Genomic DNA, 15,798 nt, shown 5'->3' with positions numbered 1-15,798 from the left:
CCTGAATGGCACGCATAGAGGCGCATCTCGGGCGCGCATGGCGTGCAGAAGTCTTGTCGGTACCGCAGCCGTTCGCAGGGAACCGGCGCGGCGCGAATCATGGATCAGGCGAAGGAAGGTGGCCCCTGGCTGGGCGGACGGATCTGCGCATCGATCGGGCGCAGGTCGAGCGGACGGCGCAGGATCGCGGCGACGAAGACGAAGAACAGCGCGGCCAGCGCCAGCATCGGCGGCGCCGATCCCAGTGCCGCGGCCCCCAGCGGGGCGAACGCGCAAGGGTGGTCGACAGACTTCGGCGCGTCGTCCTGCGGGCCCTTGCCCGGAATGTGGATCTGCACGGTCGTTCCGGCAGGCGCGCTACCCGAACACAGCGCGACGACGAGGTCGCTTCCGGCAGGTGCGGGCATATAGCCCACCGGCACGAAAATCTTCAGGCAAAGCGCCGCCGCCAGCAGCAGCGCCGCGATCCCCGGCCGATGCCGGATGAAGTGCCTGAAATTGCCCACGAGCGCGCCTCTAATAACAATCGCGCCGGAAGTCATCAGCGCAATTGCAACCCGGCGAAAGCTAACCCGCGCCGAACGCGAAAAGGTCCGCGCTAGCCCTGCAAGTCATTGATTTTAAGGAGAGGAACTGGAGCGGGCGAAGGGATTCGAACCCTCGACCCCAACCTTGGCAAGGTTGTGCTCTACCCCTGAGCTACGCCCGCTCTGACGTTCGAGGCCTGCCGTGTTTGCCGGTAGGCCCGGGGTGGAGGCGCGCCACTAGCAGTGCCTTTTTGGGGTGGCAAGAGGGAAATCGAAAATTTTTTCATCCTCCATGACGAAGCAACGCAAAACCGGCATTTCCGACGCAATGACCCTTCACAAACGCTCGCAAAGTCCCGATCTATGCAACCGCAGCACAGTTTAGGAGCAAACACTTTGGCCAGCATGGGTCTCAACCTCGACGAACAGAAGGCAGTGGACCGTTTTCGCCAGTCCGTTGTCGAACCCTCGATGACGCAGTTGGTGATCCTCGATTTCTGGGCCGAATGGTGCGGGCCGTGCAAGGCGCTCACGCCCGTGCTCGAAAAGGTTGCCGCCGAATATGCCGACAAGGGCGTGTTGCTCGCGAAAGTGAACGTCGACGAGGAACAGTTCATTGCCTCGCAGTTCCAGGTCCGCTCGATCCCGACCGTCTATGCGATCTTCCGCGGCCAGCCGGTTGCCGACCTGACCGGCGCACGCACCGAATCGCAGCTCAAGTCCACGCTCGACCAGCTGCTGGAAAAGCTTCCGGTCGAACCGGGCGGCGGTGAGCCCGAGGCCGATCTGGCACCGCTTCTCGCCATGGGCGAAGAAGCGCTGGCAGGGGATGACGCCGAACGCGCCGCCAGCATCTTCATGCAGATCGTCGAAATGGCCCCCGACAATGCCGAAGCGCTCTCCGGCCTGATTCGCAGCTTCATCGCTTCAGGACGCCTCGAGGAAGCCGAGCAGGTGCTCGGTAGCCTGACCCCGGAACTGGCGCAGGATGCGCATGTGGAGCGCGCGCGCGCTGCCCTGCAGCTGGCCAAGGACAAGCCCGACGACAGCGAATTGGCCGCCCTTCGCGCCGCCGCGGCCGAGCGCCCCGACGACATGGACGCGCAGCTTGCCTTCGCCAATGCTGCCTTTGCCGCCGGTGAGCGCGATACCGCTGGCGAAACGCTCCTGGCGATGATCCAGGCCGACCGCGAATGGAACGATGGCGCCGCGCGCGCCAAGCTGCTCCAGATCTTCGAAGCCGTCGGTCTGGAAGATCCCTGGGTCTCGGCAACCCGGCGCAAGCTCTCGACGATCCTGTTCGGCTGACCCTCCGTGACGCGCATCACCATCTTTCCCCTGCCCGGGGTGGTTCTCTATCCGGGACTGCAGCTGCCGCTGCACATCTTCGAACCGCGCTACCGGGCGATGATTAGTGATGCGCTCGCGCGCGACCGGCTGATCGGCATGATCCAGCCTCAGCGGCCAGAGGAAGGCGCCCCGCTCTTCTCGATCGGCTGTCTGGGCCGCATCGGCGACGTTGAAGCGCTCGAGGACGGGCGCTTCAACATCATTCTCGAAGGCGAATCGCGTTTCCGCATCGTCAAGGAACTCGATGTCACCACCCCGTTCCGGCAAGTCGAGGCCGAACTGATCGAGGACAGCGAGGACGAAGCCCTCGCCCCGGTCGAGCGCGCCAGCTTCGAACGGGAAGCGCGCCGCTTTGCCGACATGCAGGGCTATGCGGTAGACTGGGATCAGGTCGCCCGGCTGGACGACGTCTCGCTGATCAACGGCGTTTCACAGATCGCCCCGTTCGACCCCGCCGCCAAGCAGGCCCTGCTTGAAGCCAACGGGCTGGGCGCGCGATGCGAGCTGCTCGTGCAGCTCATGCAGTTCTTCGGCCGCCACGGCGAAGGCGACGAAGAAGGCGTGACCCTGCAGTAGAAGCGCGCGCCGCGGCGGCTCAGGCCGCCGCCGGGAAGCGCAGCACGGCGGTGACGCCGTCGATCACGTATTGCGCCGCCAGCGCGGCCAGCAGGACACCCAGCAGGCGGGTAATCACCGCCTCCACCTTGTCCCCCAGCACCCGCATCAAGGGCCCGGCGGCAGCAAGCGCGGCAAAGCTGAGCAAAAGGACGAGCAGCATCGCGCCCAGCACGGCAAAGGTCTGCTCGATGCCTTGGGCGCGCGCGGTCAGCAGCATGATCGTGGCGATAGAACCCGGCCCGGCGAGCATCGGCATGGCCATCGGGAAGACCGACACGTCCTCCACTTCCGGCGTCGCCATGATTTTCTCGGCCCGCTCCTCGCGGCGCTGCGTACGCTTTTCGAACACCATTTCGGTGGCGATCATGAACAGCATGATGCCGCCAGCGATGCGAAAGGCATTGAGCTCGATGTGCAGCGCGCCAAGCAGCTTTTCGCCGAACAGCGCGAATATGACGAGAATGATCGCGGCGATGACGCAGGCACGGGCAGCCATCGCAATGGCCTGCCGCCGCGTGGCATCGGCCGAAAGTCCGGCATAGATCGGCGCGCATCCGGGCGGGTCGATGACAACGAACAGCGATACGAAAGCCGAAAGAAACAGCTCAAGCATGGAATTCTACCTGGCGTCCTCGGCACTGACTTTCAGGGAAAGCACGGGCTTCATCTCGCCATCCTTTCGCAATGACACGGTAAGGGTTCGGGCAAAGTCGGGTTCGACGTGGTAGGCCCAGGTCAGCGTGCCGTCGTCCGACGTGCCGCTGCCGTCCATGCCCGCAACCTTGATCGGCTCGCGGTCGCGGCGCTCATCCTCGGCCTTGCCGCGATAGGCGCCCGGCCACTCGCCGCGCGACGGGCAGTCGGCTACGGAGGCGGATAGCATTAAGGGCTTGTCGAGCGGCTTGGCCAGCGGCGCGCCCTGGTCGAGCACCCAGCGGTATTCGCCCTTCTTGTCCTGCCGCCAGATCGTCGTGAAGTAACCCGCCGCGCCGCCGGGCGCCTGATAGGCGCCGCGAGTGACGCCCAGCGAACCGTCGCAGCTCATCCAGACCTCGTAAGGCTCCCACTGCAAAGGCTGCGCGGGATCGGATCGCCCGCCGAGCCACGACCTTGCAAGAACCGGCTGCGGCACGAACATGATCGCGGACTCGTCGGAAGTCTTGCGAAACGCGGTCCACTGCCCCTTTTCCCGCGCAAGGCGATTGAAGGCGATCTCGGTGGCGACCAGCGCGCTCGGATTGGCAGTGCCGGGGCCGGGCCGACGATGCCGCTCGGCCAGTGCCGGGGATGCAAGCACCCCGGCCAGCGCCAGCAGCGCAAGACCGAGCGCGGCAGGCTTCAAATCGCGTTCTCGTCCAGCGCGATCCCGGCGTTGCGATGCGCGGCCACCAGGGTATTGCGCAGGAGCACGGCAATCGTCATCGGCCCCACGCCGCCGGGTACCGGGGTGATCGCCCCGGCTACTTGCGAGACCGAAGCGAAGTCGACGTCGCCGACGAGCTTCGTCTTGCCTTCCTCTGCCGCGGGAACGCGGTTGATACCTACGTCGATCACGGTGGCACCGGGCTTGATCCAGTCACCCTTGACCATTTCCGGACGACCCACGGCAGCCACGACGATGTCGGCGCGGCGCACGACCTCGGGAAGGTCTTTGGTGCGGCTGTGCGCAATCGTCACCGTGCAGCTTTCCGCCGTGAGCAACTGCGCCATCGGCTTGCCGACGATGTTGGAGCGACCGATGACCACGGCATCGAGGCCCGAAAGCGAGCCGAGCCGGTCCTTCAGCAGCATCACGCAGCCCAGCGGCGTGCAGGGCACGAAACCGGGCAGCCCGGTCGCCAGACGGCCGACATTGACGACGTGGAAACCGTCGACGTCCTTGTCCGGATTGATCGTGGCGATGACCTTCTGCTCGTTCATGTGCGCAGGCAGCGGCAGCTGGACGAGAATCCCGTCCACCGCCGGGTCGGCATTGAGCTTTTCGACGAGCGCCAGCAGGTCTGCCTCGCTCGTGTCGGCATCAAGCTTGTGCTCGAAGCTGTTCATGCCGCAGGCAACCGTCTGCTTGCCCTTGTTGCGCACATAGACCTGGCTTGCCGGGTCCTCACCCACAAGAACCACTGCCAGGCCCGCCTTGCGCCCGGCCTTCGCCTCGAACTGCGACGCGAAAGTAGCGACGCGGCCGCGCAGGCCTTCGGCGAATGCCTTGCCGTCGATAATCGCTGCTTCGCTCATCAGCCGTAGGCCCTTGCGAGATTGCCCAGGATGATCTGGAGGATGGTAAGCCCGATGATCAGGATCATGGGCGAGAAATCGATCGTCCCGGTGCTGGGCATCAGGCGCCTGATCGGCCGCAGCAGCGGTTCGAGCAGGGCATTGAGGGCCTGATAGACCGACGCCACGAACTGGTTGTGCATGTTGACCACGTTGAAGGCGATCAGCAGGCCCAGCACGAACTGCACGATCACCACGAACACGATGATGTTCACGAGGTAATCGATGATCTGGTAGAGGGTGTAGAAGAGCAAGTCCTGCTCCCTTTCTTCTGGAACTGGCGCTGCGGCTGATAGCCGAGCAGGCGCGTGGGGAGCAAGGCCACAGTCTGCAGCGGACCCATGCCCGCCGACGAAAGACTATTGCGGCAGGGTGGAGGTGCGCTCGATCCGCCAGTTGAGCTGTTCTTCGCTGGCTCCCGGCACATCGTTGACGCGGCGCAGGACAATCGTGCCGCGGCGCGAGGGACGTCCATCGGCGAAGTCGACCACCATCGGAGCCTCGTAATAGAGCGATCCGGCAGCGCCCGAGGTATCGCCCTTGCCCACCGCCACCTTCGGCCCGGCATTGCCGCCGAATTCCTTCTCGAGCTTCTCGGGCGTCATCTGCGCGTCGAGGCTCCAGGCCCTGGCGGCATCGCCCCAGTCGCCGATGCGGATGGCATTGGTGTAGAAACGCAGCAGGCGTTCGGGATCGCGGCGCTCCTTGAGCGCGGCCATGTCCAGACCGGCGGCCAGGCCGGCGGATGCCGCCCCGGAGGCATCGGCGGAAGGCACTTCCTGAACCATGGCACCTTCGCTTGCCTCGCCGCTGATGCTGGCGGAAGGCTCGGCCATCGGCGGCTCCTTGTCGCAGGCGGAGAGCAGCAGCACGCTCGCCGTGAGCGCGGTGGCAAAAGCGGCTTTGAGATGCATGGTTTTAGAGATGCCTTTCAGACCCTTGGTCCCCTTCGGAAAAATCCTAGCCTGCGCGGATGAGCGTGCCGGCACCTTCCTGCGTGAAAATTTCCAATAACATGGCATGCGATACCCGTCCGTCAAGGACAACGGCGGCTTCACACCCAGCTTCCACGGCATGGACGCAGGTTTCCAGCTTCGGGATCATCCCTCCCGAGATGGTTCCGTCCTTCTGCAGGCGGTCAATATCGGCCGGGCGCAAGTCGGTCAGCAGCTCGCCCTGCTTGTCGAGCACGCCGTGCACGTCGGTGAGCAGGAACAGGCGCGCTGCGCCCAGTGCCGCCGCGATGGAGCCGGCCATCGTATCGGCGTTGACGTTGTAAGTCTCGCCATTGGGGCCCGGCGCGATCGGTGCGATGACCGGGATCATGCCCGCCGCCGAAATCGATTCGATCACGCTGGTATCGATCCTGTCGGGTTCGCCGACGAAGCCGAGATCGACCACGCGCTCGATATTGCTGTCCGGATCCTTGCTGGTGCGCTGCACCTTGCGGGCGGTGACGAGGCCGCCGTCCTTGCCCGACAGGCCCATCGCGCGCCCGCCGGCCTTGGCGATCCAGCCGACGATCTCCTTGTTGATCGCCCCTGAAAGGACCATCTCGGCCACTTCGGCAGTCGCCTTGTCGGTGACGCGCAGCCCGTCGACGAACTGGCTTTCCACCCCGACCTTCTTGAGCATGGCGCCGATCTGCGGGCCGCCGCCGTGGACGACCACGGGGTTGATGCCCACTGCCTTGAGCAGGACGACATCTTCGGCGAAATCGTGCGCCAGTTCGGGATCGCCCATGGCATGGCCGCCGTACTTCACGACGAAGGTGCGACCTGCGTAACGCTGCAGGTAAGGCAGCGCGTCGACGAGCGTTTCGGCCTTGGCAAGGAGCGAGGGATCGTGTGGATTCGGCATGGGGTGCGCTTTAACGCTCCTGCGCGCGATTTGAAGCATTTTCGGCGTTTCCGTCCAGAAAATGGCCGAGTTTCACGACGATCCAGATCACGATCGGGACCACGACGGCCGAGAGCACGACCTTGGCAAGCGCCTGCCCGACCAAGATCCCGAAGATCTCGCGCACGCCGTAGAACGAGATGGTGATGAAGATCATCGTGTCGACGATCTGCGAGAGCGCCGCCGCGATGAAGCCGCGCAAGCCGGCGAAGCGCCCGGTCGCGGCCCGCAGCTTCGAGAAGATCCAGATATTGAGCGTGAGCGAGACGGCATAGGCGCAGATCCCTGCCGCCATCATCCGCCCCGACTGGCCCAGGATTACCGGAAAGGCGGCCTTGGCCGGCTCATACATGCCCGGATCGGTAGGCAGTTGCAGCACGAAGAAAGTCAGCGCGATCGCCATGACAAGCGGTACCAGCCCGAAGCGCGCCAGCCGGTTCGCGGTATCCTTGCCGTAGAGTTCGGCAATACCGCTGGACGTCGCCACCAGGGTCAGGAATGGGAAGATACCCGCCTCCACCGCAAGCGGCCCGATAGACACCTGCTTGGCGCCCAAGACGCCGCCCAGTGTCACCATGCCGCCATAAATCAGCGAGAAGAGCATCAGGCCTGGCGGGCAATTGCGCGATTGCGGCAAGGGGGGCGTGATCATGGTCGGACGATCTAACCGTTCGGCTTCGCAATTGCACTAGCCGCCTTTTGCGCAGGGCATTAGGTTTGCCGGGTTTTTTGGCCTCCTGCGGAGAAATGCGCCGAATGCACGTTGCCTATAGCCTGATCGGCATTGCTCTCATCGCGGCTGTCGCATTCCTCCTCTCCACAGATCGCAAGGCCATCCGCCCCCGCGTGGTCGGCGCCGCCTTTGCGCTGCAGGCCGGCTTTGCCGCTCTCGTGCTCTACGTGCCCTTCGGCCGCTCGCTGCTGAACGGCGCGTCGCGGGGCGTGAGCAACCTGCTCGGCTATGCCCATGCCGGGGTGGAGTTCCTGTTCGGGCCCCTCGCCCGCCCGGAGATCGGCGGCACCAGCTTCGCCATCTCGGCATTGCCGGTCATCATCTTCTTCGCCTCGCTGATCTCGATCCTCTACTACCTGCGGATCATGCCGCTGGTGATCCGCTGGATCGGCGGCGCGCTGGAGAAAGTGACCGGGATCAGCAAGGTCGAAAGCCTGTGCGCGGCCTCCAACATCTTCGTCGGCCAAAGCGAAAGCCCGCTGGTGATTCGCCCCTACATTGCCGGGCTGACACCCTCGCAGCTGTTCTGCGTGATGACGGTCGGCCTGGCCGGGGTCGCCGGAACGATCCTGGCCGCCTATGCCAGCATGGGCATCCGCATCGATTACCTCGTGGCTGCCGCCTTCATGTCCGCACCGGGCGGCATCTTCATGGCCAAGATGATCATGCCCGATCCGCGCAGGGTGACGCTGGCCCAGGAAGATGCGGCGCTGGAAGCCGCTGCCCGCGGCGCACAGGTCGAGGTGCCGCATGACGAGGAACGCCCCGCCAATATCATCATGGCCGCATCGCAAGGCGCGCAGACGGGCGTGAAGCTGGCAGTCGCGGTCGGCGCGATGGTACTTGCCTTCGTTGCCCTGATCGCGCTGGCCAATGGCGTGGTCGGCTGGGCTGCAGGTCTGTTCGGCTACCAGGACGTCACTTTCCAGTCGCTGCTGGGCTACCTGCTCGCGCCGATCTTCTACTTGCTCGCCGCGCCCGACTGGCACGAGGCGATGCAGGCCGGCAGCCTGTTCGGCACGAAGATCGTGCTCAACGAGTTCGTCGCCTTCATCGACCTTGGCGGCGCGGCAGGTCTGTCCCCGCGGACTGTCGCCGTCGTGACCTTCGCGCTGTGCGGCTTTGCCAATTTCTCCTCGATCGCGATCCAGATGGCGGTGACCGGCGGGCTGGCGCCCAACCAGCGCCCGGTGATCGCCCGCCTCGGCCTGCGCGCGCTGGCCGCAGGGAGCCTGTCCAACCTGATGAGCGCGGCGCTGGCCGGACTGTTCCTCGGTCTGGGCTGAAAGAGGGCGGGAAACCGGGCCGCCCTGCGCCCCCACTTTCACTTTCGCGGCGTGCGTGACCGCCTCAAAATCAGTGTCTTGCGCCTCAAGAGTATTACAGGCAGCATCGGGGCCGGTCATCATGGAGGATTACCATGGATGAAATGAAGCCCACCCCGACGCCTGCCAATTCAGGTTTCGAGTTCAATAATCCGACGATCATCAGCCTGCTTTATCTTGCCTCGTTCCTGACCGGGATAACGGCGATCGTCGGCATCGTTCTTGCATTTGTCTGGCGCAACGAACCGAAAGCGGACTGGGAAGTTTCGCATTACCAGTACCTGATCAACACGTTCTGGATCGGGCTGGTCGGCTCTGTCGTGGGCTTCATGCTCATGATCGTGCTGATCGGCTTCCTGATCCTGCCCGCCGTCGCAGTGCTGGTGATCGTGCGCAGCGTATTGAGCCTGCTCAACGCGCAGAAGCATGCACCGATGCCCAATCCATCAACCTGGCTGGCCTGAACGGGATCGCCCGAAGAAAAAGGAGCGTCGTGGCCAAGTCATGATGCAGTGTCATGATGCTCCGCCAGGACGCTCCATTGCTCCATCCTGCGGCAAGCGTTTCGCAGGAAGAGGCAGCGCCGCCCGGACGGGGATTCGCGCTGTCCGGGCGGCGCCTGGCCGGCTCTGGCGCCTGCTTTCGCTGACGCTTCCTCCGGCACGAGTGGCAGGAACAGGCTTGCCATGTCCTGCCGAACCCGGCTGCACCCTTGTTCCGACGTTTCAACGCCGGGTACAATCCCAAGGTTGCAAGAATACGGCACCGATAGCCCGGTAATTGCCGCGCGTGTCTTTCATGTCACAGGCAGCGTGGCGATTTTGCACTGCAGCAAGACGGCAGTCGAGGTAGCTGCGCCCACCCCGGGCCCCCTCCCGCGCGCGGGAGGGGCGGTCTTATCGTTTTCCGGCTTGTGCGGGAGAGGCCGCGATGTCGCAGCGGCGTGTGGCCTGGCGGATTACTCCGCTGCCTGCGTGCCGCCGAACATGTCGGGCTCGCTGCCGTCGTCGAGTTCGTCGACGTCGTTGGCCTTGGCCTTGCGGCGCTGGTCGAAGTTCGTCCAGACGTCGTTCCAGTTGCCGCGGGTCGCGCCCTTGGAATATTCGGTGGCGCGGGTCTCGAAGAAGTTGGCATGCTCGACGCCGTTGAGCAGCGGCTGCAGCCAGGGCAGCGGGTGCTCGTCGATCAGGTAGATCGGCTTGAGGCCAAGCTGGCCGAGACGCCAGTCCGCGATGAAGCGGATGTACTTCTTGATGTCCTTGGCGGTCATGCCGGGGACCGGGCCCAGCTCGAAGGCCAGGTCGATGAAGTTGTCTTCCAGCCGCACGGTCGTCTGGCACTGGTCGGCGATGTCTTCCTTCACCGCCTTGGTCAGGCAGTCGCGTTCCTTGGTGAAGGCGTGGAACAGGCGGGTGATGCCCTCGCAGTGCAGCGATTCGTCGCGCACCGACCATGAAACGATCTGGCCCATGCCCTTCATCTTGTTGAAGCGCGGGAAGTTCATCAGCATCGCGAAGCTGGCGAAAAGCTGCACGCCCTCCGTGAAACCGCCGAACATGGCTAGCGTGCGGGCGATGTCCTCATCGGAATCGACGCCGAAACGCTGCAGATAGTCGTGCTTGTCCTTGAGCTCGGCATATTCGAGGAACATGCCGTACTCGCTCTCGGGCATGCCGATGGTGTCGAGCAAGTGCGAGTAGGCCGCGATGTGCACCGTCTCCATGTTGGAGAAGGCGGTGAGCATCATCTTGATCTCGGTCGGCTTGAACACCCGCGCGTACTTGTCGTGGTAGCAGTCCTGCACCTCGACGTCGGCCTGGGTGAAGAAGCGGAAGATCTGCGTGAGCAGGTTGCGCTCATGCTCGGAAAGCTTCTGCGCCCAGTCGCGGCAATCTTCGCCCAGCGGCACTTCCTCGGGCAGCCAATGGACCTGCTGCTGGAGCTTCCAGTAGTCGTAGGCCCAGGGATATTCGAAGGGCTTGTAGGTCTTGCGGGCTTCGAGAAGGGGCATGGGCGACTCACTCCGGGCATCGGTTGATCAGTGGCCCGGTCGATTCGGCCGGCCGGATCGGCGGCTCGGCAGGACTTTCCGGGTCGAAAACGCTTTCGCCCGCAGTGACATGACCCGGGCGAAGGGCGCCACGATAACCAAAAATCGCTTCGCGGTGGGAGACGTGCCTGGAACATATGCACAGCCTCGTCCCCCGCACATCTAGCGGCCCGATGAATATGGGGACGCTAGACCTAGTATTCCAGAGCCCGGCCGACCCGCTCGAATGCGACGCGACTCGTGCTAGGTCCTTGGCTTCGCCCCGCGCGCGGCCCGGCGCCGCGCGCAGGAACCCGAGCGCCGCCCCGGGCATTATTCATGATATAGGGGGACGGCATTTCCGCACCCCCTCAACAGGAGAAATCCCATGACAGAGCAGAGATCGGACGAAACCGCCTGGACGACGGTCGCGGGAACGATCCGCAAGGGCATGCGGGTACTCAATCCCGACGGTTCGTGCATCGGCATCGTGTCGGGCATGAAGGGAGAGGAGATCTTCCTCGATGGAACGCCGGACGATCAGGAGCACGACTTCATCGTCATCACCCAGGTCGACGGCGTCGACGAGACGAGCGTCCTCCTGTCCGGGCGCGGGGATGCCACCTTCGGGCTTGGCGGCACCCCCTGAACCTTACTTCCAGAACCAGCGCGGATTGAGCGAACGGCTCTTCCGGTTCTGCCACATCTGCACGTAGAGCCACAGGCCCGAAATCGAGAAGAAGATCAGGGTCAGGCCGGAGAGCACCGAAATCAGCGTGCCGATCGGGCCGAAGCTTTCACCCGAGTGCAGGTGATGGAACAGCCCGGTCAGCGAACGGATGCCGCCTGCATCGCCGCGAGGAGGCATGCACCGCCAGCCTTCGGGGCATTCGAAGCCGGGCGGCGGCGCGGCCGCGGCCTGAGCGGCAGCATCGGGCGCGCCGCTCGGCCAGAGCACGGCAACCTGGCTCAGGACCCCTGTCACGGCGATCCAGAGCATGAAGACGCCAAAGAAAACGGAAAGCCATCGGTGCCACTTGCGCATTGTCGTATCTGGTCCTGAAACTGATGCCGGAAGAGGAACTGTCTCGTGCGAGACCATCCGCATTCGGCCCGTCGACCTCAAGCCGCAAATTGTCGCAAATGGTAAAAGCTGCACACTTCGAGGGCACATTCCAGCAAAGCTGCTATCCTTCGCCTTTCACGCAGACGAATACTTCCCGGGCCCGATCGTAACCGGCTGATGCGGGCGGAGAATTCGCTCCCGCAGCGCCGCGAACGGTGCGGATTTCTGCGGTATTGCGACATTCAAGCTACGAAAGCCGGCGGGGAAAACTCCGCTCCTGCCCCTCCAACCGGGCTATCGGCTACAGTCAAACCGCACTAAAGAACCTGTCAAAATCCCATGAAAATCGGGCGTCGCGTGCAAAAGTGGGTATCTGGAAGAAATTCGTACAGTTTTTGAAGTGGTTGATCTTGCCGGTCATCCTCGACAGGGCCACGCGCCCTGGCGCGGCGCCGATCAATGCCGACCTGCTTCCCGTGCCCGGCGGCGAAACGCGCTTCCTTTTCCTTCACGGCAAGGGTGAATTCCGCCACGAAATCGTGCGCACCTCGCACTATCAGCCCGAGCTCAAGACGATTGCAGGCAATGGCGACGGCCCGCGCCGCAAGCACGAATGCATCGCGACCCTCGACCTCGACGAGGACCATGCGAACAGCCGGGGCGATGTCGTCGTCACCATCGACGATATCGTGATCGGCTCCTGCCCGCGCACCCTGACCACGCAATTTCGCGAATGGCTCAAGCGCTGGCACCTTTCGCACGCAATGGTGAAGTGCAGCGCGGTGATCGTGATGGTGGCCGACCGCAGCGGGACCAACGGACCCAATTACCGGGTGAAGATCGACATCGAACTGCCGTTCCGCATGACCGTGGAGTAATCCCGGTCGACGAGAAGCCCTGCCCGAACGGTGTGCCTCTCTTTCATCCGGGCTCAAACGAAAACGGCCCCCGGAAAACCGGGAGCCGCTTCCGCTGGGAGTCCGTGTCGGGGCTGAGCAAATGCCGCCCCCCGGCAATTCCCTTATTGGCAGGCGAGACACTCGTCGTAGTCGGTGGTCTCGCCGATCTCGAACTTGGGTGCGACCTTGGTATTGTCCGCTTCCACACCGCCGGCGAAACCGGCGCGCTGCACCGACTTGGAGCGCAGGTAGTAAAGCGACTTGATGCCCCTCTCCCAGGCCTGGAAGTGCAGCATCATCAGGTCCCACTTGTCGACGTCGGCCGGGATGAACAGGTTCAGCGACTGGGCCTGGTCGATATAGGGCGTGCGGTCGGCCGCGAATTCGAGCAGCCAGCGCTGGTCGATCTCGAAGCTGGTCTTGTAGATCGCCTTTTCCTCGGGCGAGAGGAAGTCGAGCTGCTGGACCGAGCCGCCATGCTCGAGGATCGAGTTCCACACGTTGGTGGAGTCCTTCGACTTCGAGGCCAGCAGCTTCTGCAGGTAGGGGTTCTTCACCACGAAGGAGCCCGAAAGCGTCTTGTGGGTGTAGATGTTGGCCGGGATCGGCTCGATGCAGGCCGAGGTGCCGCCGCAGATGATCGAGATCGACGCGGTCGGCGCGATCGCCATCTTGCAGCTGAACCGTTCCATCACGCCCTGATCGGCCGCGTCCGGGCACGGACCGCGTTCCTTGGCGAGCATCATCGAGGCCTCGTTGGCCTTCTGGTTGATGTACTGGAACATCTGCAGGTTGAGCGCCTTGGCCATCGCGCTTTCGAAGGCGATGCCCTTCTGCTGCAGGAACGAGTGGAAGCCCATCACGCCCATGCCGACCGAGCGTTCGCGCATGGCCGAGTACTTGGCACGGGCCATCTCGTCCGGCGCGCGGTCGATGTAGTCCTGCAGCACGTTGTCGAGGAAGCGCAGCACGTCTTCCACGAAGCGCTTCTCGCCCTTCCACTGGTCCCAGGTTTCCAGGTTGAGCGAGGACAGGCAGCACACCGCCGTACGGTCGTTGCCGAGGTGGTCGCGGCCCGTGGGCAGGGTGATTTCCGAGCAGAGGTTCGAGGTCGAGACCTTGAGGCCGAGATCACGGTGATGCTTGGGCATCATGCGGTTCACGGTGTCGGAGAAGACGATGTAGGGCTCGCCGGTGGCCAGGCGGGTTTCGACCAGCTTCTGGAACAGCGAGCGGGCATTGACCGAACCGCGCACCGAACCGTCGCGCGGGCTCTTGAGCTCGAACTCACGGCCATCGCGCACGGCCTCCATGAACTCGTCGGTGAGCAGCACGCCGTGGTGCAGGTTGAGCGCCTTGCGGTTGAAATCGCCCGACGGCTTGCGGATCTCGAGGAACTCCTCGATCTCGGGGTGCGAGACGTCGATGTAGCAGGCTGCCGAGCCGCGGCGCAGCGAACCTTGCGAGATCGCGAGGGTCAGCGAGTCCATCACGCGCACGAAGGGAATGATGCCGCTGGTCTTGCCGTTGAGGCCTACCGGTTCGCCGATGCCGCGCACCGAACCCCAGTAGGTACCGATGCCGCCGCCGCGCGAAGCGAGCCAGACGTTCTCGTTCCAGGTCGCGACGATGCCCTCGAGGCTGTCGTCCACCGAGTTCAGGTAGCACGAGATCGGCAGGCCGCGCCCGGTGCCGCCGTTCGACAGGACCGGGGTAGCGGGCATGAACCACAGCTTCGAGATGTAGTCGTAGAGCCGCTGCGCATGCTCCTGGTCGTCGGCATAGGCATCCGCGACGCGCGCGAAGATGTCCTGGTACTTCTCGCCCGGCAGCAGGTAGCGGTCGTCCAGCGTCTCCTTGCCGAAATCGGTCAGGAGCGCATCGCGGCTGTCATCCGTGACGACCTTGAAGCGGCGGTCATGGATGGTCTTCGAATCGCTCTTGCGCGGCGCCTTCGCCGCGTCGACCAGATCTGCGGTTGCGATGTCGGATTTATCCATGGCGACTGCCGGGCCCTTGCCCGTCTCCTTGTTCTGTTTGCTCGCGTCCTGCGCCCCTACGGCACAGTCCGTATCCGAAGCCACCGCCCCGACATGTTCCACGTCAGCACTTTCCACGACCGCGTCGCTTTCGTTCCTGAAATCCACTTTTCGCCCCCGTGTCATCGCACTTGTCATCGAACTGCCCGAAAGCAGCGTCATCTTTTCCGCATCGGCCGGGCGGTACCGTCACGAGTCGGCGGGGATCTGCATTCCCACCTACCAGATATGGTACAAAAAGAGAACGGAATTACCCGTTCCGCCTTGGCCCTAGAGGCTTCCGGTCGGCCTTCACACCGGGACTCGCCCCCTGGTGGGCCCTGATCCGCCCACTTGCGATCCCTCTAGGTATTGAGCCCCGGTCGCCGCTGCGACACAACCCATAGTGCCTGTTCTGGATTTCACTGCAAGAGGGGTGGCCCTGATCCGACGGGCTTCGCATCGGACGGCTGGACAGCCCCGCCGCTCTCGCGACGCGTGGGAAGTCCTTCACCCACGTCTCTGGCAAGTCCGAATGTCTCGACTTCTAGGAAAAATTTTTCCCCAGTAATCTGACGACGAAGTGAATCAGGAATGCGACGAGCCGAGTGCACACACAAGCCCTGCGCAAGGTTCACGATGCCCGGGCAGGCTCGCACGGGCAAGCCGGGCCTCGATGCAACCGTCGCGTCTTTCAACGGTTATAAGGCAGCCTGAGTCGAGAACGGGCTGGCAGGAGGGAAAACGGAATCATGCTCAACATCATCGGCGCCATCATCAGCGGCCTCATCGTCGGCGTGCTGGCGCGCTTCTTCTACCCCGGTGCAGTGGACATGGGATGGATTGCGACGATCCTGCTGGGCATCGGCGGTTCTCTCGTCGCCGGGCTGGTCTCCAGCCGCGGACAGCGCGACTTCAGCCGCGCCGGCTGCCTCGCCTCGATCATCGGTGCCATCGTGCTGATCTTCCTGGGCCGATTGCTGGGAATCGGCGCCTGATCGGCTGCAGGCTGAAGCACACCCCGCTTCCCGCCCTGGCGGGGAAGACGGCGGGGATTGCA

At 63.9% G+C, this 15,798-nt stretch carries 18 protein-coding genes and 1 tRNA gene; 7 read left to right on the top strand and 12 right to left on the bottom strand.

Features of this window, described 5'->3' with window-relative positions; all coding sequences use genetic code 11:
- Nucleotides 1-104 precede the first annotated feature (104 nt).
- Complete coding sequence (locus tag JI59_RS12530; protein ID WP_239000558.1) at nt 105-542, bottom strand: hypothetical protein; 438 nt, start codon at nt 540-542, stop codon at nt 105-107.
- Nucleotides 543-634: 92 nt separating this feature from the next.
- Nucleotides 635-709 (bottom strand) — tRNA-Gly (locus tag JI59_RS12525).
- 223 nt (nt 710-932) lie between these two features.
- On the opposite strand from JI59_RS12525, the gene trxA reads away from it, so the two are divergent.
- Entirely contained in the window at nt 933-1,835 is a 903-nt protein-coding gene (gene trxA / locus JI59_RS12520) for a thioredoxin (protein WP_007012357.1), read from the top strand.
- Between the two features lie 6 nt (nt 1,836-1,841).
- Nucleotides 1,842-2,453 (top strand): LON peptidase substrate-binding domain-containing protein, encoded by a 612-nt coding sequence (locus JI59_RS12515; RefSeq protein ID WP_007012358.1) that lies wholly within the window; start codon nt 1,842-1,844, stop codon nt 2,451-2,453.
- A 19-nt stretch (nt 2,454-2,472) separates the two neighbouring features.
- Here the strand turns inward: JI59_RS12515 and JI59_RS12510 are convergent, their stop codons facing one another.
- From JI59_RS12510 to JI59_RS12480, 7 genes are all read right to left on the bottom strand, one after another.
- Nucleotides 2,473-3,108 carry a MarC family protein gene (locus JI59_RS12510; protein ID WP_007012359.1) on the bottom strand — a complete coding sequence of 212 codons (636 nt, stop codon included), beginning with the start codon at nt 3,106-3,108 and terminating at the stop codon, nt 2,473-2,475.
- Between the two features lie 6 nt (nt 3,109-3,114).
- Nucleotides 3,115-3,837 carry a hypothetical protein gene (locus JI59_RS12505; protein WP_007012360.1) on the bottom strand — a complete coding sequence of 241 codons (723 nt, stop codon included), beginning with the start codon at nt 3,835-3,837 and terminating at the stop codon, nt 3,115-3,117.
- The gene (folD, locus tag JI59_RS12500) at nt 3,834-4,730 is read right to left on the bottom strand and encodes a bifunctional methylenetetrahydrofolate dehydrogenase/methenyltetrahydrofolate cyclohydrolase FolD (protein ID WP_007012362.1); all 897 of its coding nucleotides are present in this window, start codon (nt 4,728-4,730) and stop codon (nt 3,834-3,836) included. The genes JI59_RS12505 and folD overlap by 4 nt, the downstream gene beginning before the upstream one ends.
- Nucleotides 4,730-5,023: a YggT family protein gene (locus tag JI59_RS12495; RefSeq protein WP_007012361.1), complete on the bottom strand. Its 294-nt coding sequence runs from the start codon at nt 5,021-5,023 to the stop codon at nt 4,730-4,732. The genes folD and JI59_RS12495 overlap by 1 nt, the downstream gene beginning before the upstream one ends.
- Nucleotides 5,024-5,128: 105 nt before the next feature.
- Complete coding sequence (locus JI59_RS12490; RefSeq protein WP_007012363.1) at nt 5,129-5,683, bottom strand: hypothetical protein; 555 nt, start codon at nt 5,681-5,683, stop codon at nt 5,129-5,131.
- 46 nt (nt 5,684-5,729) lie between these two features.
- Nucleotides 5,730-6,629: an acetylglutamate kinase gene (argB, locus tag JI59_RS12485; RefSeq protein ID WP_007012364.1), complete on the bottom strand. Its 900-nt coding sequence runs from the start codon at nt 6,627-6,629 to the stop codon at nt 5,730-5,732.
- A 10-nt stretch (nt 6,630-6,639) separates the two neighbouring features.
- Complete coding sequence (locus JI59_RS12480) at nt 6,640-7,320, bottom strand: queuosine precursor transporter (RefSeq protein ID WP_007012365.1); 681 nt, start codon at nt 7,318-7,320, stop codon at nt 6,640-6,642.
- 104 nt (nt 7,321-7,424) lie between these two features.
- Between JI59_RS12480 and JI59_RS12475 the strand changes: the two genes are divergently transcribed.
- Both JI59_RS12475 and JI59_RS12470 read left to right on the top strand, forming a co-directional pair.
- Nucleotides 7,425-8,687, top strand: coding sequence for a NupC/NupG family nucleoside CNT transporter (locus tag JI59_RS12475; protein WP_007012366.1), 1,263 nt, complete (start codon nt 7,425-7,427; stop codon nt 8,685-8,687).
- 134 nt (nt 8,688-8,821) lie between these two features.
- A complete protein-coding gene (locus JI59_RS12470; protein ID WP_007012367.1) occupies nt 8,822-9,190 on the top strand; it encodes a DUF4870 family protein in 369 nt (122 codons plus the stop codon).
- A gap of 494 nt (nt 9,191-9,684) precedes the next feature.
- Here JI59_RS12470 and JI59_RS12465 read toward each other — a convergent pair whose 3' ends face one another.
- Nucleotides 9,685-10,737, bottom strand: a complete 1,053-nt coding sequence (locus JI59_RS12465; protein WP_007012369.1) for a ribonucleotide-diphosphate reductase subunit beta — start codon at nt 10,735-10,737, stop codon at nt 9,685-9,687.
- 406 nt (nt 10,738-11,143) lie between these two features.
- On the opposite strand from JI59_RS12465, the gene JI59_RS12460 reads away from it, so the two are divergent.
- On the top strand, nt 11,144-11,404 hold the full coding sequence (locus JI59_RS12460; RefSeq protein ID WP_007012370.1) for a DUF2171 domain-containing protein: 261 nt from the start codon (nt 11,144-11,146) through the stop codon (nt 11,402-11,404).
- A gap of 3 nt (nt 11,405-11,407) precedes the next feature.
- Here JI59_RS12460 and JI59_RS12455 read toward each other — a convergent pair whose 3' ends face one another.
- Complete coding sequence (locus tag JI59_RS12455; protein WP_007012371.1) at nt 11,408-11,800, bottom strand: PepSY domain-containing protein; 393 nt, start codon at nt 11,798-11,800, stop codon at nt 11,408-11,410.
- 416 nt (nt 11,801-12,216) lie between these two features.
- Between JI59_RS12455 and JI59_RS12450 the strand changes: the two genes are divergently transcribed.
- Nucleotides 12,217-12,699: a hypothetical protein gene (locus JI59_RS12450; RefSeq protein ID WP_238532492.1), complete on the top strand. Its 483-nt coding sequence runs from the start codon at nt 12,217-12,219 to the stop codon at nt 12,697-12,699.
- A 143-nt stretch (nt 12,700-12,842) separates the two neighbouring features.
- On the opposite strand, the gene JI59_RS12445 is transcribed toward JI59_RS12450, so the two are convergent.
- Nucleotides 12,843-14,885: a ribonucleoside-diphosphate reductase subunit alpha gene (locus JI59_RS12445; RefSeq protein WP_013831663.1), complete on the bottom strand. Its 2,043-nt coding sequence runs from the start codon at nt 14,883-14,885 to the stop codon at nt 12,843-12,845.
- A gap of 605 nt (nt 14,886-15,490) precedes the next feature.
- Between JI59_RS12445 and JI59_RS12440 the strand changes: the two genes are divergently transcribed.
- The gene (locus tag JI59_RS12440; RefSeq protein WP_007012375.1) at nt 15,491-15,736 is read left to right on the top strand and encodes a GlsB/YeaQ/YmgE family stress response membrane protein; all 246 of its coding nucleotides are present in this window, start codon (nt 15,491-15,493) and stop codon (nt 15,734-15,736) included.
- The last annotated feature ends 62 nt before the right edge of the window (nt 15,737-15,798 follow it).

The sequence above is a fragment of the Novosphingobium pentaromativorans US6-1 genome (genome assembly GCF_000767465.1).
In the GTDB taxonomy this organism is placed as follows: domain Bacteria; phylum Pseudomonadota; class Alphaproteobacteria; order Sphingomonadales; family Sphingomonadaceae; genus Novosphingobium; species Novosphingobium pentaromativorans.
The sequence above is the reverse complement of the archived record's forward strand: the minus strand, read 5'-3'. Positions and strand labels throughout refer to the sequence as shown.